Origin of the sequence: Exobacillus caeni, assembly GCF_005747095.1 — a bacterium.
Taxonomy (GTDB): Bacteria; Bacillota; Bacilli; order Bacillales; family Guptibacillaceae; genus Exobacillus; species Exobacillus caeni.
On sequence record NZ_SWLG01000012.1, the window covers coordinates 1 to 22,081 of the forward strand.

The 22,081-nt window shown below is 42.2% G+C and carries 22 protein-coding genes; 17 read left to right on the plus strand and 5 right to left on the minus strand.

Annotation, left to right across the window (positions count from 1 at the left end):
- Positions 1–278: 278 nt before the first annotated feature.
- The 12 genes from FCL54_RS16070 (at position 279) to FCL54_RS16125 (ending at position 15,424) form a co-directional block, all read left to right on the plus strand.
- Complete coding sequence (locus FCL54_RS16070; protein WP_138127757.1) at positions 279–1,454, plus strand: hypothetical protein; 1,176 nt, start codon at positions 279–281, stop codon at positions 1,452–1,454.
- A gap of 139 nt (positions 1,455–1,593) precedes the next feature.
- Positions 1,594–2,004 (plus strand): DUF4181 domain-containing protein, encoded by a 411-nt coding sequence (locus FCL54_RS16075; protein ID WP_246055305.1) that lies wholly within the window; start codon positions 1,594–1,596, stop codon positions 2,002–2,004.
- Positions 2,005–2,734: 730 nt separating this feature from the next.
- Positions 2,735–3,745, plus strand: a complete 1,011-nt coding sequence (gene eutB, locus FCL54_RS16080) for a hydroxyectoine utilization dehydratase EutB (protein ID WP_138127758.1) — start codon at positions 2,735–2,737, stop codon at positions 3,743–3,745.
- A gap of 14 nt (positions 3,746–3,759) precedes the next feature.
- Positions 3,760–5,463: a PucR family transcriptional regulator gene (locus tag FCL54_RS16085; RefSeq protein WP_138127759.1), complete on the plus strand. Its 1,704-nt coding sequence runs from the start codon at positions 3,760–3,762 to the stop codon at positions 5,461–5,463.
- Positions 5,464–5,744: 281 nt separating this feature from the next.
- Positions 5,745–6,974: a M24 family metallopeptidase gene (locus FCL54_RS16090; protein ID WP_138127760.1), complete on the plus strand. Its 1,230-nt coding sequence runs from the start codon at positions 5,745–5,747 to the stop codon at positions 6,972–6,974.
- On the plus strand, positions 6,971–7,972 hold the full coding sequence (locus FCL54_RS16095; RefSeq protein ID WP_138127761.1) for a cyclodeaminase: 1,002 nt from the start codon (positions 6,971–6,973) through the stop codon (positions 7,970–7,972). Before FCL54_RS16090 ends, FCL54_RS16095 begins: the two co-directional genes overlap by 4 nt.
- 12 nt (positions 7,973–7,984) lie before the next feature.
- Positions 7,985–9,181 (plus strand): cystathionine gamma-synthase family protein, encoded by a 1,197-nt coding sequence (locus tag FCL54_RS16100; protein ID WP_138127762.1) that lies wholly within the window; start codon positions 7,985–7,987, stop codon positions 9,179–9,181.
- Positions 9,182–9,208: 27 nt separating this feature from the next.
- Positions 9,209–10,408, plus strand: coding sequence for a M20 metallopeptidase family protein (locus tag FCL54_RS16105; RefSeq protein ID WP_342773898.1), 1,200 nt, complete (start codon positions 9,209–9,211; stop codon positions 10,406–10,408).
- Between the two features lie 13 nt (positions 10,409–10,421).
- The gene (locus tag FCL54_RS16110) at positions 10,422–11,474 is read left to right on the plus strand and encodes a homoserine dehydrogenase (RefSeq protein ID WP_138127764.1); all 1,053 of its coding nucleotides are present in this window, start codon (positions 10,422–10,424) and stop codon (positions 11,472–11,474) included.
- A gap of 19 nt (positions 11,475–11,493) precedes the next feature.
- Positions 11,494–12,945 carry an aldehyde dehydrogenase family protein gene (locus FCL54_RS16115; protein ID WP_138127765.1) on the plus strand — a complete coding sequence of 484 codons (1,452 nt, stop codon included), beginning with the start codon at positions 11,494–11,496 and terminating at the stop codon, positions 12,943–12,945.
- An 89-nt stretch (positions 12,946–13,034) separates the two neighbouring features.
- Positions 13,035–14,606, plus strand: coding sequence for a BCCT family transporter (locus FCL54_RS16120; RefSeq protein ID WP_138127766.1), 1,572 nt, complete (start codon positions 13,035–13,037; stop codon positions 14,604–14,606).
- Between the two features lie 212 nt (positions 14,607–14,818).
- Positions 14,819–15,424 carry a DedA family protein gene (locus FCL54_RS16125; protein WP_138127767.1) on the plus strand — a complete coding sequence of 202 codons (606 nt, stop codon included), beginning with the start codon at positions 14,819–14,821 and terminating at the stop codon, positions 15,422–15,424.
- Between the two features lie 263 nt (positions 15,425–15,687).
- Here the strand turns inward: FCL54_RS16125 and FCL54_RS16130 are convergent, their stop codons facing one another.
- Positions 15,688–16,515, minus strand: a complete 828-nt coding sequence (locus FCL54_RS16130; protein WP_425467136.1) for an STAS domain-containing protein — start codon at positions 16,513–16,515, stop codon at positions 15,688–15,690.
- A gap of 305 nt (positions 16,516–16,820) precedes the next feature.
- Between FCL54_RS16130 and FCL54_RS16135 the strand changes: the two genes are divergently transcribed.
- Positions 16,821–16,997, plus strand: coding sequence for an aspartyl-phosphate phosphatase Spo0E family protein (locus FCL54_RS16135; protein WP_138127768.1), 177 nt, complete (start codon positions 16,821–16,823; stop codon positions 16,995–16,997).
- Positions 16,998–17,038: 41 nt separating this feature from the next.
- Positions 17,039–17,566 carry a P-loop nucleotide/nucleoside kinase family protein gene (locus FCL54_RS16140; RefSeq protein ID WP_138127769.1) on the plus strand — a complete coding sequence of 176 codons (528 nt, stop codon included), beginning with the start codon at positions 17,039–17,041 and terminating at the stop codon, positions 17,564–17,566.
- A 135-nt stretch (positions 17,567–17,701) separates the two neighbouring features.
- Here the strand turns inward: FCL54_RS16140 and FCL54_RS16145 are convergent, their stop codons facing one another.
- Positions 17,702–18,130, minus strand: coding sequence for an SRPBCC family protein (locus FCL54_RS16145; protein ID WP_138127770.1), 429 nt, complete (start codon positions 18,128–18,130; stop codon positions 17,702–17,704).
- Positions 18,131–18,390: 260 nt separating this feature from the next.
- Here FCL54_RS16145 and FCL54_RS16150 point away from each other — a divergent pair, with 260 nt between their 5' ends.
- Complete coding sequence (locus FCL54_RS16150; RefSeq protein ID WP_138127771.1) at positions 18,391–19,050, plus strand: L,D-transpeptidase family protein; 660 nt, start codon at positions 18,391–18,393, stop codon at positions 19,048–19,050.
- A gap of 265 nt (positions 19,051–19,315) precedes the next feature.
- Here the strand turns inward: FCL54_RS16150 and FCL54_RS16155 are convergent, their stop codons facing one another.
- On the minus strand, positions 19,316–19,426 hold the full coding sequence (locus tag FCL54_RS16155; RefSeq protein WP_138127772.1) for a YjcZ family sporulation protein: 111 nt from the start codon (positions 19,424–19,426) through the stop codon (positions 19,316–19,318).
- Positions 19,427–19,712: 286 nt separating this feature from the next.
- On the opposite strand from FCL54_RS16155, the gene FCL54_RS16160 reads away from it, so the two are divergent.
- Together FCL54_RS16160 and FCL54_RS16165 are read left to right on the plus strand one after the other, a co-directional pair.
- Positions 19,713–20,054: a hypothetical protein gene (locus FCL54_RS16160; RefSeq protein WP_138127773.1), complete on the plus strand. Its 342-nt coding sequence runs from the start codon at positions 19,713–19,715 to the stop codon at positions 20,052–20,054.
- A gap of 139 nt (positions 20,055–20,193) precedes the next feature.
- A complete protein-coding gene (locus tag FCL54_RS16165) occupies positions 20,194–20,616 on the plus strand; it encodes a GNAT family N-acetyltransferase (protein ID WP_138127774.1) in 423 nt (140 codons plus the stop codon).
- A 172-nt stretch (positions 20,617–20,788) separates the two neighbouring features.
- Here FCL54_RS16165 and FCL54_RS16170 read toward each other — a convergent pair whose 3' ends face one another.
- Together FCL54_RS16170 and FCL54_RS16175 are read right to left on the minus strand one after the other, a co-directional pair.
- Positions 20,789–21,142: a VOC family protein gene (locus FCL54_RS16170; protein WP_138127775.1), complete on the minus strand. Its 354-nt coding sequence runs from the start codon at positions 21,140–21,142 to the stop codon at positions 20,789–20,791.
- 16 nt (positions 21,143–21,158) lie between these two features.
- Positions 21,159–22,022 (minus strand): AraC family transcriptional regulator, encoded by an 864-nt coding sequence (locus FCL54_RS16175; RefSeq protein ID WP_138127776.1) that lies wholly within the window; start codon positions 22,020–22,022, stop codon positions 21,159–21,161.
- Positions 22,023–22,081: the final 59 nt, after the last annotated feature.

The window sequence follows — 22,081 nt, forward strand, 5'->3', positions numbered from 1 at the left end:
TGACATTGTAACATATGGGTAAGCCGTATGCCTTAATAGGGCACGTACGGTTTGATAAGGGGGAAGCCTTGAAAGAGGTTTCCCTACTTTATTGTGGATAACTCTCTGGTCTATGAAGACTGGGTGTATAGGACTAAAAAGGTTAGATTGATGGATTGGCCGTTTATAAGTTGTAGTTTAAGTAAATTAAAAGAATAGCAGGTGGATAGATTGGGGAAGAAGTTAAATCCTATCAGTCTATCAATCTACTCATATAATACATAAGGATGTGACGAATCATGAAGAAGTTTTACCTGTTGTTCCTCGTTACACTCGTTGCTGGTATTCTAACTGCCTGTACGGAAGCAGCATCTGACTTATCAGCTGAAAAGGCAAGTTCCGAACAACAAGACGATAAAAAAGAAGAGAAGAAAGACGATGAAGAAACGAAGAAAGAAGAAAAGGCCAGGGATGATGAAGAAACACTGAAAGAAGAAAAAGCTGAAGAAGAGAAGTCTGAAGAACAGGATACACCGGCCCAGCCTTTCAAAGCTTTAGAACCTTCGAAAGATGCGAAGCCCTTAAACGAAACATTGACGGAAGAAGAGTTGGCTAAAATGCCTGCTGCCCAGGCACAGGGAGGCGACCGGACGAGAAACACGCCTGCAGGGCAAACGTTAATTAAAGGAAACGTTGATAAAACCGACGGCCCTTTGAAAAATAATCGTATCGTTGCCTTTTATGGCCACCCGCAATCAACGAACATGGGGATTCTTGGTGAAATGGAGCCCGATGCGTTAATGGCAAAACTAAAGGAACAAACACAGGAATATTCTAATGTTGACCCTACCCGTCCGGCGATTCCGATGATTGAGCTAATCGCTACTGTCGCCCAGCGCAACCCCGGGGGAAACGGCAAGTACTATCACGTTACGTCTGAAAAAGATATTCAGAAATATGCCGATCTTGCAAAAGAAAACAATGCGCTACTAATGCTTGATGTTCAACTTGGCCAGGACACACCGCTCCATCAGGTGAAGTTACTAGAAAAATGGCTGAAACTGCCGTATGTTCACCTGGCGATCGATCCTGAGTTTCATGTTACAGACGGTCAGACACCAGGGCTAGACCTTGGACAGGTGGATGGAAAAGAAGTTCAAGAAGCAGTAGAATACGTGTCCGATCTTGTTGAGGAGAACAATTTGCCTCCTAAAATCGTTGTTGTCCACCAGTTTATGGATAAGATGATTACCAATAAAAAGGCGATAAAGCCTGCTGATAACGTCCAGGTCGTCCTAAACTTTGATGGACACGGGCCTTCTGCTTCCAAAATGTCACTGTACGGCAAGTTCGTCCGTAACGAATCCGTTCAATATGGAGGCTTCAAAGTATTTTACAAGAAAGAAAAACCAGTTTTGACCCCGGAAGAAATCCTGAAGCTTGATCCGAATCCAGCGATTATCAACTACCAATAAGAAGAGGGGTAAAAGTACAAAGTGATAGATTAAACGGCGTGTAAAGTAACACGCCGTTTTTTTTTGGTGATTTATTTCCAAATAATGCTAAAATAAATTTAAGTCTATTTACATTTTAAAGAAGGGGAGAAAATAGATTGTGTATAACATTGCTCTTTTGTTAGTTTTTATTTTTTTGTTGCTCTATCTATTTCATACAGTGATGAGAAAATGGCTAAAAGTTGATAAGAAAAAATTATTTTCATATAACCATGTTAATGAAAAACACAAAAAAGTCGATTGGACTATTCGGATTACCTTTTTAATCGTTTTACTGTTTGGATTTTTTCTTGCATTGATAAACATCTCTAATGGAAGGGCATGGATTTGGGAACCATCCTTTGTGCTTTTTATTTATATCATTGTATCTGAGACAGCTCGGGCTATCATGGAGTGGAAATATGCCACAAACCGAAAAGCTTATATTCTTACCGTAAGTCAATTAGGTTTCACAGTTATAATAATACTCTCAGTATTTTTCACTAACTTTTTTGGTTTGTTAAGATATTAAAGTTGTTAATCTTGTGTTGGGCGTCATTAGTGGCATTGAAATGTGCTTTTAACTAAAAAATTAAGGGGACAAGAAACTATGAGATCATTCAATTTAGTATACTTATTTATCGTTTCACTGTTCTCTTGTCTTTTTGTCTTGTTTCCTTTTATTCTAGAAAAAGTTTATTCCTTTCAAATTATTAGGTTTATGGTCTCAGTTTATTTAATTACATTAATCGCTAGTTATATTCAAAAATTATTAAAGATAAGAATTTCAAGGTAGTTGCAGTATAATTGGAGTTTTGTTTCTTCTTTTATTTAGCAATTTGGTCCACATCCCATTACGCCATTTTCTTGGCCGTTTCCCATTTTGCACATCTAAAAAAGAACCCTTTGATTTAACAAGAGGTTAACTCATTTGTATCAGTAAGGAATCATTGCAGAAAAAATCAAGATAAAACCCACGCTCTTATAAAGCGTGGGTTTTATCTTTAGGGGGTTGAAGGAGGTTTGTTGTCTGCATTTTCACTTTAACATAGCCAGAGGGCTGCATAGTAAATATGAGAAACTTTAGACAATCTTTTTAATTTGTAATATTAAGAGGTAGATGGAGGTGATTCTAGTAAATTAGTCTCTATTTTAGTTTTGAATTAAAAACATCTTGAGTATTTGGTATAATTGACAGAAAATACAGAATTTATATATAATCTCCGGGAATGAACAAATTCACCTGTTGGAGGTGCACATTAATGTCATCGGTTAGCCATGATTCGAAGTCTATTAAAAATGACGTATCTTTGCGAGAAGTCTGGAAGGCAAGAAAGAGGATCTCAGCATATATCGAAAAAACGCCTCTTTTACATTCCCCGCTTCTCTCTCAAAAAGGTGCTGCGATCCATCTGAAAATGGAGAATCTCCAGCCGATAGGCGCCTTTAAAATTAGAGGAGCCGCAAATAAGATCCTCAGTTTGTCCCAGGAGGAGAAGGAACGGGGCGTGACGACATTTTCTACCGGAAACCATGGAATGGCAGTTGCATATATCGCCAAACAGCTTGGCATCAGAGCGATTGTTTGCATTTCAAACCGCGTACCAAAAGTAAAAGTGGATAAGATTCGTGAGATGGGAGCGGAAGTGAAGATTATCGGCGAGAATCAGGATGACGCCGAGTCCCATTGTTACTTTCTCGAAAATACGGAAGGGATTACTGTCATCAAGCCATTTGATGATCCCTATGTTATTGCGGGCCAGGGGACGATAGGGCTCGAGCTGCTGGAGCAGTTTCCTGATATAGACTCAGTTGTCGTGCCTCTTTCAGGGGGAGGGCTGTTATCAGGGATCGGTGCTGTTTTAAAACAAACAGATCCTTCTATAAAAGTTATCGGAGTGTCGATGGAAAGGTCAGCAGTGATGCATGAGAGCATTAAAGCGGAGAGGCCAGTAGTCATAAAAGAAGAAAGTACACTTGCAGACAGCCTATTGGGCGGAATCGGCCTTGAAAATGAGTACACATTCCAGATGGTAAAACGATACATGGATGAAATCGTCCTTTTAACAGAGGAAGAAATAGCAGATGGAATGGGGTTTATGTTTCAAAACCATCGAATCGGCGTTGAGGGAGCTGCAGCAACAGCGGTCGCAGCCGTGCTGCACGATAAAATCAAGTCGCCTGTAAAGCAAACAGCTGCCATTATTAGCGGGAGTAACGTCGATCCATTAAGCCTGCATGCTGTAATCAATGATTACCTCAACAGAAACTGATAGGAGGAAGAACCATGGGAATGAGCGCAGCGAAAGTTATCAACCTCCCAACGATGCAGGAAGCTAAAATTCTTGCTGGAAAAGAAGAACTTGCAGAAAAAAAGGTGGAATGGGTTTCGGTTATCGAAACACCAGTAGAAAATTTTGTCCGGAAAAATGAGTTTGTCCTGAGTACCGGGATAGGATGCGGCCATAATGAGGAAATACTGCTTGAATTTGTAAAAGAAGTGTATGAATCGGGAGCGTCGATCCTTGCATTAGCAACCGGAAGGCACATCTATGATATTCCTAACAGCGTGGTCCAGTTTGCGGAGAAAAAGAATTTTGTAGTTGTCGAGCTTCCATGGGAGGTCCGTTTTGCTGAAGTGATACAGAACTGTATGGATTGTCTCAACCAGAATCAACAGGAGGAGTTAAAACGATCTGAAGAGTTACAGCAGCAGCTTCTTCAACTGGTTTTGCTGGGCGGAGATTGTTCAGATATTGCAAGGTTTGTCCAAAAAGAAATCGGCCTTCCTGTGCTTGTCGCTGATCAAAAGGGGAAAATCAAAGGGAAAGCGAAATGTTCACAAGAATTGCTGGATAAGTGGGACAAGTATTTTCAAAAGAGTTTCAGTGAACCGAGTAAAAGTGACGATCAACAGCTCCATCCACTTCAAAAAAAGGTCGAAGAAGTCGTGATCGAGAATACCCGGGCATTAAAAGTGAAGATCCAATCCAGCGATACCAACCAGGGGTGGCTTATCGTTTTTCTATCAAAGGAAAAAAAGGAACTGAAAGACTTTGAGATAAATATTCTTGAACATGCTGTAACTGCTGCGGCCCTCGCTTTCTTAAAAGATAATGCGATTGAAGAAACAGAAATGAGATTGAAAGATGACTTCATCTGGAGCATCGCGAACGGTGAGATTCCTTCGAAAGAGCGTATGCTGTCACGAGGAAAAATGCTCGGCTTTAATCTCTCCCTTCCTTACGTTTGTGTTATAGGGCAGCTTGAAAATTTAAAGGAGCTTTTCAAGAAAACCAAAAAAGAATTCTCCTCCTATGTTCACTGGTTTGAAAGCATGATCTACTATGTAGAGGAAGAGATCGTATATGCCGGTGAGATGGTAGAAAGGCGTATTTTAACAACAGTGGAGCAGGACCAGGTCGTAATCTTTTTAGAAGCGGAACATGAGAAAAGTTCGCAAACCGTCAACCAGTTTCTCGATTTGGTGGAAAGAAGGTTGAAAAAGCTTCTGCCTGGTGTGATGCTCTCATGGGGTATCGGCCAGGACCATGACGGTGTTTTTGTGTTTCATAAAAGCTATGAAAAGGCTAAGGTGGCCCTTGATCTTGGGAGAAGGCAAAAGGGAGCAGGGTATCGCGTCAACTATGAAGACACGAAGGTGAATCGGCTGCTGCAGAGATTATCGGAGGACACAGAGGTTCAGGAAGTGACCATGACTACGATCACCCCTCTCCTGGCATACGATGAAAAGCGGCAAATGGACTTGATCGGCACATTCTCCGCATATCATCGCAATAATGGAAACGTAAGCCAGACAGCAAGACAGCTAAACCTGCATCGCCAATCATTGTTATACAGGCTGCGAAAAATAGAGTCACTTACTGATCTTTCACTAGTAGACCCTGATGATGTCTTTTTGTTAGACCTCAGTATTAAAATATGGTCGATGGGAATGCAGCCTGCAGCCTATGAAACTACCTATCATTAATAACAGACAGAAGTAAACTCGAGCAGATTTCACCTCCCGAATAAAAGGCCCGTATCTATCGGGAGGCCTTCCATTCCATACATAACTATACTTCAAGCCTGAAAACCTGCCGATGGGCAGGTTTTTTAGTACAGACTTTTTAGTTAAATTGTCTAATTTAAGAAAATCAACTTCATACAGTTTTGCCATTGTTTCGTTTTTAGGGAATCCACTATGATAAATGTATGAATAAATTGAATATTTAAAATTAATGGAAAATGTAAGAGGGGAGGGATTTCCCAATGGTCTCTTTTGAACTAAGGGAATTCCAGGAAAGAATTCAACGCACGAAGCGGCGGATGATTGAACAGGGGATCGATGTTCTGCTTATCACCGATCCTGCCAACATGAACTATATTTCCGGTTATGATGGTTGGTCCTTTTATGTAGACCAGATGGTTGTGTTGATCATTGATGAAGAACAGCCTCTCTGGATCGGAAGGAAGATGGATGCCAACGGAGCAAAAGCGACGACATGGCTTTACCATGAAAACATCATTCCTTATTCCGATGACTATGTTCATTCTTCCACGAAGCATCCGATGGATTTTGTGGCAGAGATTTTGGTCCAAATCGGGCAAGGAAACCGAACGATCGGGGTTGAGATGGGAGCTTACTATTTCACAGCACTTGCGTATGAGCGCCTCAAACAGGGGCTTCCGAACGCAAAATGGAAAGATGCAACACTGTTAATCAATCATGTGCGAATCATCAAATCTCCTCAAGAGATCGAATATATCAGGAAAGCCGCAAAAATAGTAGAAAAAGCGATGAAAAAAGGCATAGAAGCAATCGCAGAAGGGGTCCGGGAGTGCGATGTAGTTGCTGAAATCTACCAGAAGCTGATCAGCGGAACACCGGAGTTTGGCGGGGATTACCCGGCGATCGTCCCGATGCTTCCGTCAGGGGAAAATACCTCGACTCCACACCTGACCTGGACAGACAAAAAGTACAGAAACAAAGACATGGTTATCATCGAGCTCGCTGGGTGCTACAAACGCTACCACGCTCCGCTTGCAAGGACAGTATCGATCGGTCCGCCATCTGAACAAATGAAAGACCTGTCGAAAGTCGTAGTCGAAGGCCTGAACAATGCCCTCGATTTTGTAAAACCAGGTGTGACATGTGAAGAGGTAGAGGAAGTTTGGAGAAATACGATTTCGAAGTACGGCATCATCAAGGATTCCAGAATCGGCTATTCGATGGGGCTAAATTATCCGCCGGATTGGGGCGAGCATACTGCAAGTATTAGAAACGGCGATAAAACAGTCTTGAAGCCGAACATGACCTTCCACATGATCCCGGGAATCTGGTACGACGATCATGGAGTTGAAATCAGTGAATCCTTCCTTGTTACGGATAAAGGATGCGAAGTGCTGGCAGATTTCCCTAGAGAGCTGATTACGACACAGAATCTGATGGTGGTTGGGAACATGGAAACCGGAACAATCCCACATGGAGAAATTTCATGATCATTTATACAAAGGATGAGATTTACCGGCACATCCAGCTGAACCATGAAACGATCCAGGTCATCGATGATGCGTTTACGAGTCTAGAAACGAAAAATGTCGCGATGCCGCCGATCATGCGGGTGGATGTGCCGGAACATAACGGGGAGGTAGACGTGAAGTCAGCCTACGTGGAAGGCATAGAAATGTTCGCGATCAAGGTTTCCTCCGGATTCTTTAACAACTACAAGCTGGGTCTGCCAAGCGGAAACGGTCTGATGATGCTGATAAACAGTGTGACGGGCCAACCGGAATCCCTGTTGCTCGATAACGGTTACTTGACCGACATTCGCACAGCCGCTGCAGGAGCGGTAGCCGCGAACTACCTTGCCAGCGAGAATGCAAGGACAGCCGGGGTGATCGGAGCAGGTTCCCAGGCCCGCTATCAACTCAAGGCGCTGAAGCTCATGAGAGACATTGAACAGGTAACGGTTTACGGACCAACTGAAAAAAGAGTAAGAGAGTTTGCAGAAGAGATGGAAAAAGACCTGGGGATGAAGGTGACCATTGCTTCTTCCCCTGAACAGGTCGTAACGGAAAGCGATGTTGTCATCACGACAACCCCCTCGAAAAAGCCTGTTATCAAGGCGGAGTGGCTTCATCCGGGGCTTCACATCACGGCGATGGGATCGGACGCAGAAGAGAAACAGGAGCTGGAAGCAGGTATCCTTGAGAAGGCTGACCTTTTCGTTTGCGATGTAAGAGAGCAGAGCAAGCGCCTTGGGGAGCTTCATCATGCTTCAGACAGCGACGCGATGTTTGCGAAAGCGGTCGAGCTCGGTGAGATCACATCGGGAAAACGGCAAGGAAGAACGCATGATGACCAGATCACGGTCTGCGATCTAACAGGGACCGGGGTGCAGGATACGGCCATTGCCGTTCATGCGTATAACATTTTAAAAAATTATAAAGCTGGTTCCAGTATTGGCAAAAGGAACCAACTAACTCAACTAACATAAGGAGCTGTTGATATGAACAACAATACACGTTTAGGAACAAAATCGGTATGGGACGGAGAAAAAGATTATCTAGTACACGGTGCGACTCAGGTGCCCGTCGTTCACAGCGTTTCATTTGGCTATGACGATATGGACGAGTGGTATGAAGTGGCTGTCGGGAACAAGAAAGGACACATTTATGGAAGAAACACAAACCCGACTGTTCAGGCGTTCGAAGACAAAGTGAAATCACTTGAAGGTGCAGAGGCAGCAACCAGTTTTTCAACAGGAATGGCAGCGATCAGCAATACGCTTGCGACATTTCTAGTACCGGGTGATCGAATCGTCTCGATCAAGGACACTTACGGCGGAACAAATAAAATCTTTACAGAGTTTTTGCCAAGGCTGAATATCGATGTCGAGCTCTGTGACACCGGTGACCATGAAGCGATCGAAGCAGAGGTAGCGAAGGGCTGTAAAATCCTTTATCTTGAAAGCCCGACTAACCCGACAGTGAAGATCACAGACATCGAACGGATGGCAAAAGCGGGCCACGCAGCAGGAGCGCTTGTCGTAGTCGATAACACGTTCGCAACACCGATGAACCAGAATCCGATCGCACTCGGAGCAGACCTCGTCATCCACAGCGCAACAAAGTTTCTCGGAGGGCATGCGGACGCACTCGGTGGTGTCGTTTGCGGAAAAGAAGAGATTGTGGAAAAGATCTACCACTATCGGGAAATCAACGGTGCTACACTGGATCCGATGGCAGCTTACTTGTTGCTAAGAGGAATGAAAACATTGCATCTTCGTGTAAGGCAGCAGTGTGAAAACGCGATGAAGGTAGCCCGGTATCTGCAAAAACAGGACCTTGTCGAGGCGGTTTACTACCCGGGGCTTGAAACACATCCAGGTCATGACATCGCAAAGAAACAGATGAAAGACTTCGGCGGCATGCTGAGTTTTGCGGTAAAGGGCGGCGTAGAAACGGTTCGAGATCTTCTTCCCAAGCTAAAATATGCAAACAGAGCAGCAAATCTTGGCGCAGTTGAAACGACTGTTGGGCCATCAAGAACGACGAGCCATGTGGAATGTACACCAGAAGAACGGGCGGCTATGGGCATTCCTGAGGGACTGATCCGTTATTCCGCAGGTATCGAGGACATCGAGGACTTGATCGCTGATCTTGAACAGGCGTTTAAAGCTGTGGAGGCAGGCGCGGTAGTATAGCGTTCAGCCCATATGGGAGTGAAAAGCGTGATTACTGAAAAGCTGGATTTAGCAGTGAGGGCAAAAGGACTGTATGAAAAGCTTGTTACCTGGAGAAGAACGATCCACGCAAACCCTGAACTGAGTTTTAAGGAAGTGGAGACTTCCCGGTTCGTAATCGAAAACCTTAAGGAAATCGGTGTCGATTCTATTCAAACCGGTGTTGGAAAAACTGGTGTTGTAGGAACGATCTCATCAGGAAACGGTCCTACGGTTGCGCTTCGGGCAGATATGGACGCCCTTCCGATAAAGGAAGCACCTTCTCATAGTTTTCGGTCAAACAATGACGGCATCATGCACGCTTGCGGACATGATGCCCATACTGCGATGCTGCTCGGAGCGGCATCCCTTCTTGTTGAAGATAAGCAAAACAACCTTCTTAACGGCACGGTAAAGCTGATCTTTCAACCGGCTGAGGAAGATACTGATGAAGAAGGAAAAACAGGGGCTCCGAGGATGATGGAAGATGGGGTGCTTGATGGAGTAGATGCAGCTGTTGCGCTCCATGTCTGTCCGTGGCAATCCCCTGGCACCATCCAGGTTAATGATCACTACAGCATGGCGAATATCGATGTGTTCGAAGGGAAAGTTTATGGAACCGGCGGGCATGGGGGATACCCACATCTCGGGACAGACCCGATCTGGATGCTCTCCTCCGTACTTCCGGTACTATACGGAATCGTAAACCGGAGACTTTCATCGCTTGAAACGGCTGTGATGAGTATTTGTAAAGTCAATGCCGGAACTGCAAGCAACGTGATTCCTGAGGAAGCTTCTATCACAGGGACGCTCCGGTCTTATACACCGGAAGCAAGGGAACAGCTGGTCTCTGAGGTGGAATCAGCCTTTAGAATGGTGGAGGCTCTTGGAGGAAGATATGAGTTTGTACTCGAAAGAGGCGAACCGGCGTTGAACAACGACCCTGTGATCAACAGGGAGATTGTGGAGGCGGCATCCCAACTCTACAGGGATATAAAAATCGAGCATGGTCCATTTGGTCTTGGCGGAGAGGACTTTGGATTTATCACAAAAGAGATTCCGGGAGCGATGTTTTTTCTTGGATGTGCTTTGCCGGATGGCATCAGCAGAGATCTACACACGCCGATCTTTGATATTGATGAAACATGCTTGCCGATAGGAACAGCAATTTTAACAGAAACAGCTCACAGGCTGTTAAAACAAGATTAACGGAGGTGGAGTAATGAGTCATCGATTAGCCTTCATCGGTTTTGGAGGAGTCGGCCAGGGATTGGCAGACATTTTAATAAAGCAGGAAGACACACTGAGTCAACAATACGGTTTCGAAACAAAAGTCGTCGCGATCACTGACATGATGAAAGGATCGGTCTATCAACCAGATGGACTCGACTTAAAAAAAGCTGTTGAGGTTGTCAGGTCTACAGGTTCACTCGACGATTATCCTGAAGAGCCGGGACTGATAAGGGACCTTGATAGCATGGAAACTATAAAGAAAACGAATGCCGACACGATTATCGAGGTGACGTTCACAGATGTGAAAACAGGACAACCGGCGATCGATCATTGTAAAGCGGCTTTTAAAAGCAAAAAGAATGTAGTGACAACGAATAAAGGGCCTGTGGCACTCGCTTACGAGGAGTTAAACGAACTGGCCGAGCAAAACGGGGTATATTTTGGGTTTGAAGGAACGGTAATGAGCGGCACACCTGCACTTCGAATGCCGTTAACAACACTTGCCGGGAATGAAATCTACGAAATTTGCGGGATTCTTAACGGCACTTCCAATTATATTTTAACGAAAATGGAAGAAGGACTTCCGTTTGAAGATGCCTTAAAGGAAGCACAAGCGAAGGGATATGCTGAAGCTGACCCGACAAATGACATCGAGGGATATGATGTGAGGTATAAAACCGTCATCCTGTCCCAGCATGTATTAAACGTACCGGTTGCCATTGAAGACGTAGCGTGCAAAGGAATCAGCGATATTACGCTTGAAGACATCGAAGAAGCAAAGAACAACGGAAAGCGGTGGAAACTGCTCGCACGATTGAAAAACGACGGTGGAAAAGTTACCGCAACAGTGGGTCCGGAAAAGCTACCTCTGGATGATCCGCTCGCATCGATCACAGGCGCGACAAATGCGGTGACCTATTATTGTAACCTCGCGGGGCCGATTACATTATCTGGAGCGGGAGCAGGCATAACAGAAACCGGATATGCCCTGTTGATCGACCTGATTCATTTTCAAGGAAAAAAGGAAGCGGTTACATCATAAGCAGAAAGGTGGAACAATAATGACAACAAAAACTGCGGTGCAAAAGATGTATCTTGCAGGCAATTGGGTCGAGGCGGAAAAAACGGCCGGGGTGTATGACCCGAAGGATAATTCCATCATCGCCGAGGTGCCTGCTGCAACTGCATCCTATATGATAAAAGCGATTGAGGAAGCAAAAGAAGGCGCTAAAACTGCTGCTGCGATGCCAGTGCATCAGAGGATGAAGATTATAAACAGGGCAGCGGATTATATAGAGGAAAACAGAGAGAAGTACGCTGTTACCATCGCCCGTGAAGGAAGCAAAACGATCACAGAGGCAAGAGGGGAGACCCAGCGATGCATCGAAACGTTGCGGCTTTCGGCTGAGGAAGCAAGAAGGATCAACGGTGAAACGATTCCTTTTGACCAGAGAGAAGGAAGTGAAGATCGCCTCGGTTACTATTATCGTTTTCCTATCGGCATCATCGGTGCGATCACTCCTTTCAATGATCCGTTGAACCTTGTTGCCCATAAAATCGGACCGGCGATCGCATCAGGAAACGCGATCATCGTAAAACCTGCAACCGTTACCCCATTAAGTGCCCTATTACTTGCCGAAGCATTTGATGTTGCGGGCCTGCCAGAAAAAGTTCTAACCGTCATTACTGGAAGCGGCAGAGAGATCGGGGATGTTCTTGTAACTCATCCTGATGTTAGAATGATTTCTTTCACAGGAGGGCTGGAAACCGGTGAGGAAATCACCCACAAGGCCGGCTTAAAGAAGATCAGCATGGAACTTGGCTCAAATTCGCCGGTTCTCGTTTTGAACGATGCGGACATGGAACATGCTGTCGAATCGACTGTATCCGGTGCTTTTTCTGCAGCTGGACAGAATTGTATCGGGGTACAGCGAGTTTATATCGAAGAAGATAGCTATGAGACTTTCACCTCCATGTTTGTGGAACAGACGAAACAGATCAAGATGGGTGACAAGCTCCTTGATTTAACGGACATGGGACCGATGATTACCGAAAAGGAAGCAAAAAGAGTCGAGGAGTGGGTGAACGAAGCGGTTGAAAAAGGCGCAACGCTTTTAGCAGGGGGCCACCGGAACGGAGCCTATTTCGAGCCGACTGTGTTAACAGACGTACCGGATGACTGCACAATCGCGAGGCAAGAGGTGTTCGGTCCAGTCGTTCTATTATACTCTGTTGCGGATCTTGAAGAAGCGATCACAAAAGCAAACGACGCTGACTATGGCCTGCATGCTGGGATATTTACCAGTGATATCGAGGTGGCCTTTGAAGCGATTACCCGTTTGAACGTAGGCGGCCTCATGATCAATGACAGCAGTGATTACCGAATCGATGGCATGCCGTTTGGCGGAGTGAAAGGATCAGGTCTTGGAAGAGAAGGAGTAAAGTTTTCGATTCAAGAAATGACAGAACCAAAGGTAGTCAGCTTTAAACTAAAACATCGGAAAATCGTTTAAGGAGCTGGGGATGACTCAAAGGAAAGTTTCCAGATCCTTCCTAATGAGTATCCCCGCCTTACAATTTGCCGTAGAAAAGGGGAGAGTTTATGAATTCGAACCACCGTAACCCTGTCTTCTGGGTTTCTGCAATCGTGATCACGTTAATTGTTATCTGGGGAGCTGCAGCCCCACAGGGATTTGCCAAAATAGCAGGATCGGTTTATAACTTTACGACAAATGAATTTGGCTGGTTTTATTTACTTTCTGTTATCTTTTTTGTTCTGTTTTGTCTTTACCTTGCCATCGGAAAATACGGAAAAGTTAAATTAGGAAAAGAAGGGGACAAACCGGAGTATTCCTATTTTACCTGGGTCGGGATGCTGTTTAGCGCAGGCTTTGGCGTTGGATTGGTTTTCTGGGGAGTAGCTGAACCGATGACACACTTTGCGAATCCCCCGTTCGGGCTTGGCGTTGAAGGCGGGACGGAAGAAGCTGCCAGGACTGCGATGCGTTATTCCTTCTTCCACTGGGGCATCCACCAGTGGTCAGTCTTTACCGTTGTTGGCCTTGCGATGTCCTACTTCCAGTACAAGAAAGAGCGGAGAAGCCTGATCAGCGAAACAATACTCTCGGAAGGAAAAAGTAAAAGTAAAAAGAAAGCAGGAATAAAGAAAACGATCAATATTCTTGCTGTTATTGCAACCGTGATGGGGGTTGCGACATCTCTCGGAATGGGCATTTTGCAAATCAACGGCGGATTAAACTACATGTATGACATTCCGCAGAATGCCGGGATACAGCTTGCGATTACCGGTGCACTGCTCGTCCTTTATCTGTGGTCCTCTACTTCAGGTCTGAACAAAGGGATTAAAATCCTGAGTAACCTGAACCTTGGTTTAGCTCTTGTTCTTATGCTATTCGTTTTATTCCTTGGACCAACAGTCTTTATCCTGGAGAGCTTTACACTGGCAATCGGAGACTATATCCAGCACTTTATGGAAATGAGCTTTTATATGACGCCATATAAAGGCGGAACCTGGGTAAAAGATTGGACAGTCTTTTACTGGGCGTGGGTTATCGCATGGTCACCGTTCATCGGAGCTTTTGTTGCCAGAATTTCGAGAGGCCGTACGATTCGTGAGATGGTATTCGGCGTTCTGATCGTTCCTCCGCTGATCGCGATGGTCTGGATCGCAATATTCGGAGGGGCAGCGCTTCATCTCGATCTTTTCGAGAATGCTGGAATCGCAGCTGCTGTTGGGAATGATGTTACAAGCGCATTGTTTGTCACTCTTGAAAACTTTCCTTTCACAACTATCTTGTCTGGTTTATCGATCTTCTTGATCTGTGTGTTCCTGGTGACATCTGCTGACTCTGCGACTTTCGTTTTAGGAATGATGACATCGGATGGGAAACTTAATCCATCCATGTTTTCGAAGGTTGTCTGGGGTGTCCTGATCGCTGCAATCTCGGCTGTACTGATCATTAGCAGCGGATTACAGGGCTTGCAAACAGCTTCCTTGATTGCTGCACTGCCGTTTACGATTATCCTGATATTGATGTGCTTCTCACTTTTTAACTCACTAAGAAAAGATCGAAAAGCAGCTGAGCAAGAAACTGAAAAGGCGATTGCTGCTATTATCCAAAAGGAAGCAGCGGCAAGTAAGAGCGAAGAATAAGACTTTAACTGAATGTTAGCTCCTCTCGGAAACAGATGAAAGAAATTTCATCTGTTTTCTTGTGTTTCCTCGAGTGCCAGTACTTACGTTAATTCTCTGTATAACGAGGGTAAGCAATAATGAAGGCAGCAAATTTCTTCAAAGGCTTTTCTCTCTTATGGAAGGACCTTGCTTCTTGTAAACGAAATCCGACCTCGTAAAGGAGTTCTTCAATGGAGAATTGGATCACTGATATCATTGAACAATACGGATATATCGGCATATTTCTCTTGATCGCTGCAGAAAATATCTTCCCTCCGATTCCATCTGAAATCATACTAACGTTCGGCGGTTTCATGACTATCTCCACAAATTTAACAGTCTTTGGGGCTGTGACCTCTTCCACGATCGGCTCAGTGGTTGGAGCCGTTATTCTCTACTTTATAGGCACCCGTCTAGATATGGATAAAATGGAAGAGATAATTGATAAATGGGGAGGGCTCTTAAGGCTTGGACGGAAAGACATCCATCGTGCAAACAAATGGTTTCAAAAGCACGGAGGTTGGACAGTGTTTTTCTGCCGTTTTATTCCTTTAATAAGGAGCTTGATCTCGATTCCGGCAGGCATGTCCCGCATGAACTTTGGACTGTTTCTACTACTGACTTCTCTCGGGACACTGATCTGGAACACGGTGCTTGTAAACCTGGGGGCGAAGGTCGGAGATTCCTGGAAAAGCATCGTCGGCTATATGGGAGTTTATTCGAATGTCGTTTATGCAGTGTTAGGGATTGGGCTCGTCATTTTTATTGTTATTTTTATTAAAAAGAGAAAGGAGTAAAGCTTAATAAAAGCAATGATGAACGCGATGCTGGTACAGTTTTTGATAACCAAATACCGATTAAGTATCTTAACCATAAGTGGCTTTTGAATTAATATAATCCCATCCTCGAGTAAAGGATTGATCGTCCCGGAATTTTATGCATGACTAGGTGTAAAGAACCGTCTTGAAAACTTTTTTTAGGCTTACAGCAAAAATTGAAAGGCATATCCTAAGCTATATGATACGCCTTCCAATTTTTCTACTATATTTCATAATTTTAATTATTTACTAAAATATTCTCTTAATGCCTGTTGTAACGTACCTAACGTTTTGACGTCTTCATCTAACTTGATCCCCAGGTGAGTTATTTTTCTTACAACTTCCTTCCGTAATCCGGTAATTACCGTCTTACATCCCATCAGTGAAGCGCCATCGATGATTTGGATCATTCGGTAAATATGATCACTACTTATTTCTGCAACTCCGGATAAGTCCATAATCAATGTTTGAATACGCTTTTCGCTTATTTCGGTTAACATTTTATCTTCGATGATTTCAGTGCGATCAGCGTCAATTGCCCCGATTAAAGGGAGTATGCATACAGTGGGAGTGATTGGAATAATTGGAACGGAAAGGTTTTCAACTAGCTCCCTCTGTGCCTTTATAAGCGAATCTTTATAAGTCGTATAACTAATAAAGAAGGAGTTCAAAAAATAGTCTACTCGGTTGTTAATTTGCTTTTCCATCTCAAAGAAGTTAAAACTCTTCACATTACTGTGCAATTCGGTATACTTTTGGAAAAAATTCCATAGTGTTCGACGTATAGCCTGTACCCACTCTAATTTAAATGAGATGGCAAGAGAATGTGTGGCCCAAGCGATCCCTTCCTGTTCCGCAAACGCTTGAAGCTCTTTATCCTTCTCGTCAATGATAAAAATAACAAGTGTGTGTGCATTATTAACAAGGTCGATATTGCCGATTCTTAAAATTTCTTCGATCTTGTCTTTAACATTCACAGCTTCTTTTAATAGCATATTTTTAAAAATCTGACTATTTTCTTCGAAGAATTCTTTGAATTGAAACGATTCTTCATATGTAAAATTTCCCAACGGTCACTCCTCCTTATTTATATTTCAGGCATCAATTTTATTATAAAACAATTCTTTTACTTATGCAGGTCATTTATAACGTTTTCCATGTTTTGGGAAAACGTTTGGCGAAACAAGCCTGATACGTTCATGGATACACAAAAGGAGAGGTAATATTGCATCTACTTAAAGTGTTGACGAGCAAGTTGCCAGGATTATTGGCGTATGAAATTAAATCTTACCCGGGTGCATCACCTAATTTATGGTATAATTTTTTCGTGGAAAAAAATGGAGGGTTAATATTGTAACGATTGAGGGGGAAAGCAGTGTCTGAACAAGAGTTGCTGAAACAGATAGAGAAAAATAGACAGAAGGTCATAGCAGTTGCAAGCCAGTATGGGTTAACAAATGAAAAAACAGTTAAATATAGCCAGGAATTAGATCTTTTAATTAACCAGTATCAACGTTTACATAAAGAGGCATATCTAACAGCCAAAAATTGAAAACTGAAATGAAGAGGTTAAAAGGAGGGGGGGTTATATAGATGTTTAGCAATTTTAATTTTGACTTAATTTATCGTGAACAAAATGAACTGACTCCTTTAGTAGTGATGATGTGTGGGGTGGCTGGTTCTGGGAAAACAACATTCTCACAACAATTAGAAAAAGAAGGCTTTGTACGTCTTTCTATTGATGAAGAAATATGGGCAACTAACGGCCGTTATGGAATTGACTTCCCGATTGAAAAAATGGAAGAATACAAGAAGGATGCTGAAAGAAAATTACGGAATCGTTTAATAAAATTGATTCACGATAAACAACATGTAGTAATCGACTTCAGTTTTTGGGATCGTGTAAGAAGGAATCAGTATAAAAAACTTATTGAGGATACTGGTGGTAAATGGAAGCTTATTTATTTAAAAGTTCATCCAGACGATTTGCGTGAACGCCTCAAGATACGTAACAAACGCTTTGATGCAAATGCGTTCCCTATTTCAGAAGAAGTTTTAACTTCTTACCTTGATGGTTTTGAAATACCAAACGGTGAAGGAGAAATTGTAATTGAAAATTAGCCCTTTTCAAAAAAACGTAATTAAGGCTCACTTCTCAAACATACAGGGGCGTTTCTGCAAGATCTCAGGAGCGCTTTTTCAATTGATTATCCCTATCCACAGAAACGCCACTTGCATAATTTCATGAATTAGTTTTTAATTGTTGGTTGTTTTCTCAACGTAATTTTTAAAATTATTTAAAATCGCCTGCCATCCCTGTTCCTGTTGCTCAATCGAATGGGTAGTTTCGGCATCAAAAGTTTCAGTGACCCCGGTTTGGTTGCCTAAATCTTTAAAAGTGATTTTAACTTTTCTTCCATCACTCATACTATAAGCAATAACCTCATGTGTTTTTACTTCATCATAGATTCCGCTAAAATCGAAACCAGCACTGCCATCTTTGGCTTCCATTCTTGTTAAGAATTTCCCGCCTGTTCTTAAATCATTCTCAGCAAACGGGGTGTGCCAGTCATCTGAAGCATTATTCCATTTTGTTATATAATCTGGCTCTGTCCAATACTTCCACACCTTTTCGATAGGCGCTCCAACCATTGTTTCTACAGTGATTTTCTTTAATCCCTGCATTTCATTTACCTCCTATCAAATTTTTGAATGATAAGTTCTTCAGAGGTGTCTTCTTATATTATAAGTGTTTTAAATGCGTTCTTCTATAATAAATAATCTGGAAAATGTTTTAGAGAATATTGTTATTGAACCCATGCTTTTAGAAAAATTTGTAAACCCTTCAACTTACTAATAAATTTAAGCTGAAAAAGAAAGTCTAATTATAGAGGTGTTATAGGTACTGCTCTGGAATGATACATAGCGATTTTGGGGGAAATATAATGAAACGAAGAACGGTTATTCTTGCCACTGTATTAATATGTTTTTTATTAATATCACCATATCAGGTGCTTGGTAATGAAAAAGGGAATTTTAGAATATACGTTGATTTATGGACAAATCAATTATTTGTAATCAAGAAAGAAAAGGTAATCCGAAAATTTAACATTGCCCCTGGGAATGAAAATTCTCCTACACCGATCGGAATCTTTGAAGTCACTGATAAATCAAAATCCTGGGGAGGTGGTTTTGGAACCCGTTGGCTCGGTTTAAACGTTCCCTGGGGGAAATTCGGCATTCACGGTACTAATAGGCCGGAATTAATCGGGCGGAACGTGAGTAGTGGATGTGTTAGAATGCGTAATAAAGATGTTGAACAGTTATATGAAATGGTTCCCGTTGGAACAAAAGTTGAAATAGCAGGTCCTATTCTAGGCGAAGGAAAAGGTGAACTAAAAAGCTTATCAGTGGGATCGAAAGGCAATCTCGTTCAACTGGTTCAACAACGATTAAAAGCGGCCGGATACTATCATGGTAACGCTGATGGTGTTTTTGGAAATGGAACAAAACAAGCTGTTAAGAAGTATCAAAAAGAAAATAATCTTCCCCAAACCGGTTCCATAACATCAGTCGAATACAGAGAGTTGGGTTTATTGGAGTAAAGTTGAACAATCAATAGCAAAGCTTTAGCAAGTAGAAAAGTTCTTAAATCTTTTTATGATTGGGAAAGGTAGACCATCCTTAATCCATATGCATATCCTTCCGCCGTTATAAATATGTACATATTGCATTCATCACAAAAAAGTTAACTATGATGACTACTGTTTGAGCTGATCGATATTATTAAATTTTGATAATTAGAAATCCTGCTGCAAAACGACCTGGTGTGTAAGTATAAAAGAAGCCGAGGTTCCCCCCGGCATGTGATTAGTAAACGTAAGAAGCTCCAATAATAATCAAAAGAATAAACAGCACAACAATCAAAGCGAAACCACCGCCGTAGCCAAAACCACCGCCGTAACCGCCACCGTAGCCCATAAACTCATCTCCTTTCATGTGTTTGTTATAGGTTATGAAATTTTCAACAATAAAGATTGGACGAGAGCTGAGGCCAGGGAAGAAAATGTGCGGACATCCAAAAGAAAACGACCACCAAAAAGGTAGTCGTTGACCAGGAGATAAATCTCATTGGTTTGTTGCTAGGGTTGATACATTCTATGAGCGCCTTCTGTTTATTGGAAAGGCTAATGATGCAGTAAGTTAGCACAAAATGGAGAGGGCTTCTCGGTTAAAGTGTAAAGTAAAGCTTTTATGAGGTGATCTCTTGAAAAGATGTTTCACTGTTTTATTAGTTATAGTTATTTTAACTACTAGTTTGATCAGTTGTTCTAATGAATCATTCGATCATAAAGGAAAGACAGGAAGCGGTGATACGCTTAGTGATCAAATTGCCGAAGAAAAAGGGATTTTATCTAAGGATGATGCTGAAGCTCTTGTCTATAACCAGCTTAATGATGAAGAAAAACAGAATTGTACAATAGATTTTTATAAAGAAGAGGGAACAAAATATTTTATAAGAGTGTATGAAACCGTAAATGGTAATGAAAAGGTTAAAAAGAAATATACAGTTGACTTTCATACAGAAGAAATACAGCAGATACAGTAATCAACAAGAATAGCAAAAAAACGTTTCCGCATCCCCTTTCTTATGGAAGTGAATGGCTGTTTTAGTTAAAAGGATATTAAAATAGTCTGGTTAAAATGGTATACTTACCATCCATTAATAACAAAGGGGATGAAGAGGCATGGAAATAATTCGGCAATGGAAACAAAGCGAGAGCGATTTTATTAGAAAAAAGTTGATTGAATATAATATGGAACAACTCCCTGATGAACTTAAAACGCCAAATGAAAACATTAGTTTCGTTATAAAAGATGATGAAAGAAAAATTGTTGGTGGAATCACAGGGAATATGTTCTGGCACCACTTACATATTGATTTTTTATGGGTCGATCAGAATGCTAGAGGGGAAGGGTATGGTAGTGAACTATTAAAAAAAATGGAGGAATTCGCAATAGAAAAAGAGTGTAGATTAATCTATCTGGATACGTTCAGTTTCCAGGCCCCTGAATTCTACAAGAAAAATGGGTATGAGGTTTTTGGTATTCTTGAGGATCATCCAAAAGGATTTAATCAATACTTTTTACAAAAAAGGCTGAAAAGATAGTTTTTAAAGTAATGGCTGCGATACTTTATAGTTGCCAACCTGCTTGATACATAGGATGGGGTCCTATCACTTGTAATGCTTAATGCTCTGATTTAAATACCTGTGCTAATATCAAAGGAACTTCCGTAAGTAGGAAGTTCCTCATTTTTTATGTCATCATAGATGCTTATTCTTATTCTAACTCCTGAAACAAGCCGACACGATTGCCATCAGGATCGTTGAAGGTACACCAGGCTGCAGGTACGTCTTCTCGAGTGTTGACTTCCTCAATCTCAATATCTAACACATTCATCAATCGTTCACGTTCGGAATGGATATCCTTGACACCAACCCGCAATGGACCATTGCCTTTAGTAGGCTCTCCTTTTGCTACCTGTAACCATGCTCCTTTTACAATCTCCCACTCAGCAAAATCCGCATGTGGAATGAAGTCAGGCCTCCGGTTAAACAGTTGTTCATACCATTTTTTTCCCTGATCATAATCTGCCACCCGAACCTGGAAAGTTACGCCTGTATGTGTTTGCATTTTAATTCCTCCTTATTTAACACTGGACACGTTCAATACTATCGAAGGGTTGAAGGCTTGTATTGTAAAAATCGGACATTTTTATGGAAGAAGGTTTTTTGCCTATCCGTTTCTTAAAATCTTTAATCAGATGTGATTGATCGTAATAATCTTCCATGACAATACATTCAGGTGATTTATACAGCCAATCAGTCAATACAGTTTGAAAGCGAATAACTTGACTGAACTTTTTCGGACTTAAACCAATACGCTCTTCAAACAGGCGGTTCATCCTTCTTTGACCTATGATTTCTAAGTTGCTGAGTTCTCCAACCGTAACAGTACCACGTCTAGATACAATTTGGTGAAGGATACTATTAAGAAGAAAATCTTGATGTGAAAAGTTTGTCCCCTTTAAGGACTGGGATAAAAGTTCATCGCAGGAATCTATCAAATCGCTTATCCCTTTAGCTCGTTGGAATTTTTCATGAAGCTTTTTCATAACGGAGGAGTTTAACTGATTTAAATCAACAGTTTTTCGTGCTGTGTCTTTTGCTCTTTCTCGGACAAAATAGCCAGAACTTCCAGGATAAAAGCGAATACCAAACGTCATTTTTCCCGGGTTGAATCGTTCAGTTGTTTTAAAATAATCCTCAAAAATCCCATAATACTTAATCGTACTGGTCTGGTTTGTTTTGTCGTACTCAAAAACAATATCTGTACATCCGTCTGGAATGATTTCATATGTATATTCTGCAACTTGTCTTTCAAAAGGGGCTGCGCTCCAATAGCAACAAATGTATGGGCGCAAAAACGTAGCAGGTTGATATTCTTTATATTTTGTATATGGACTGGGCATGATGGTTGGACGATATAGGTCGAAACGTAAAATCTGAGACACCCTCTCACTAAGCATTTCTCTAATAATATACTTTCAAGTAATGGCAGCGACTTTCCTTC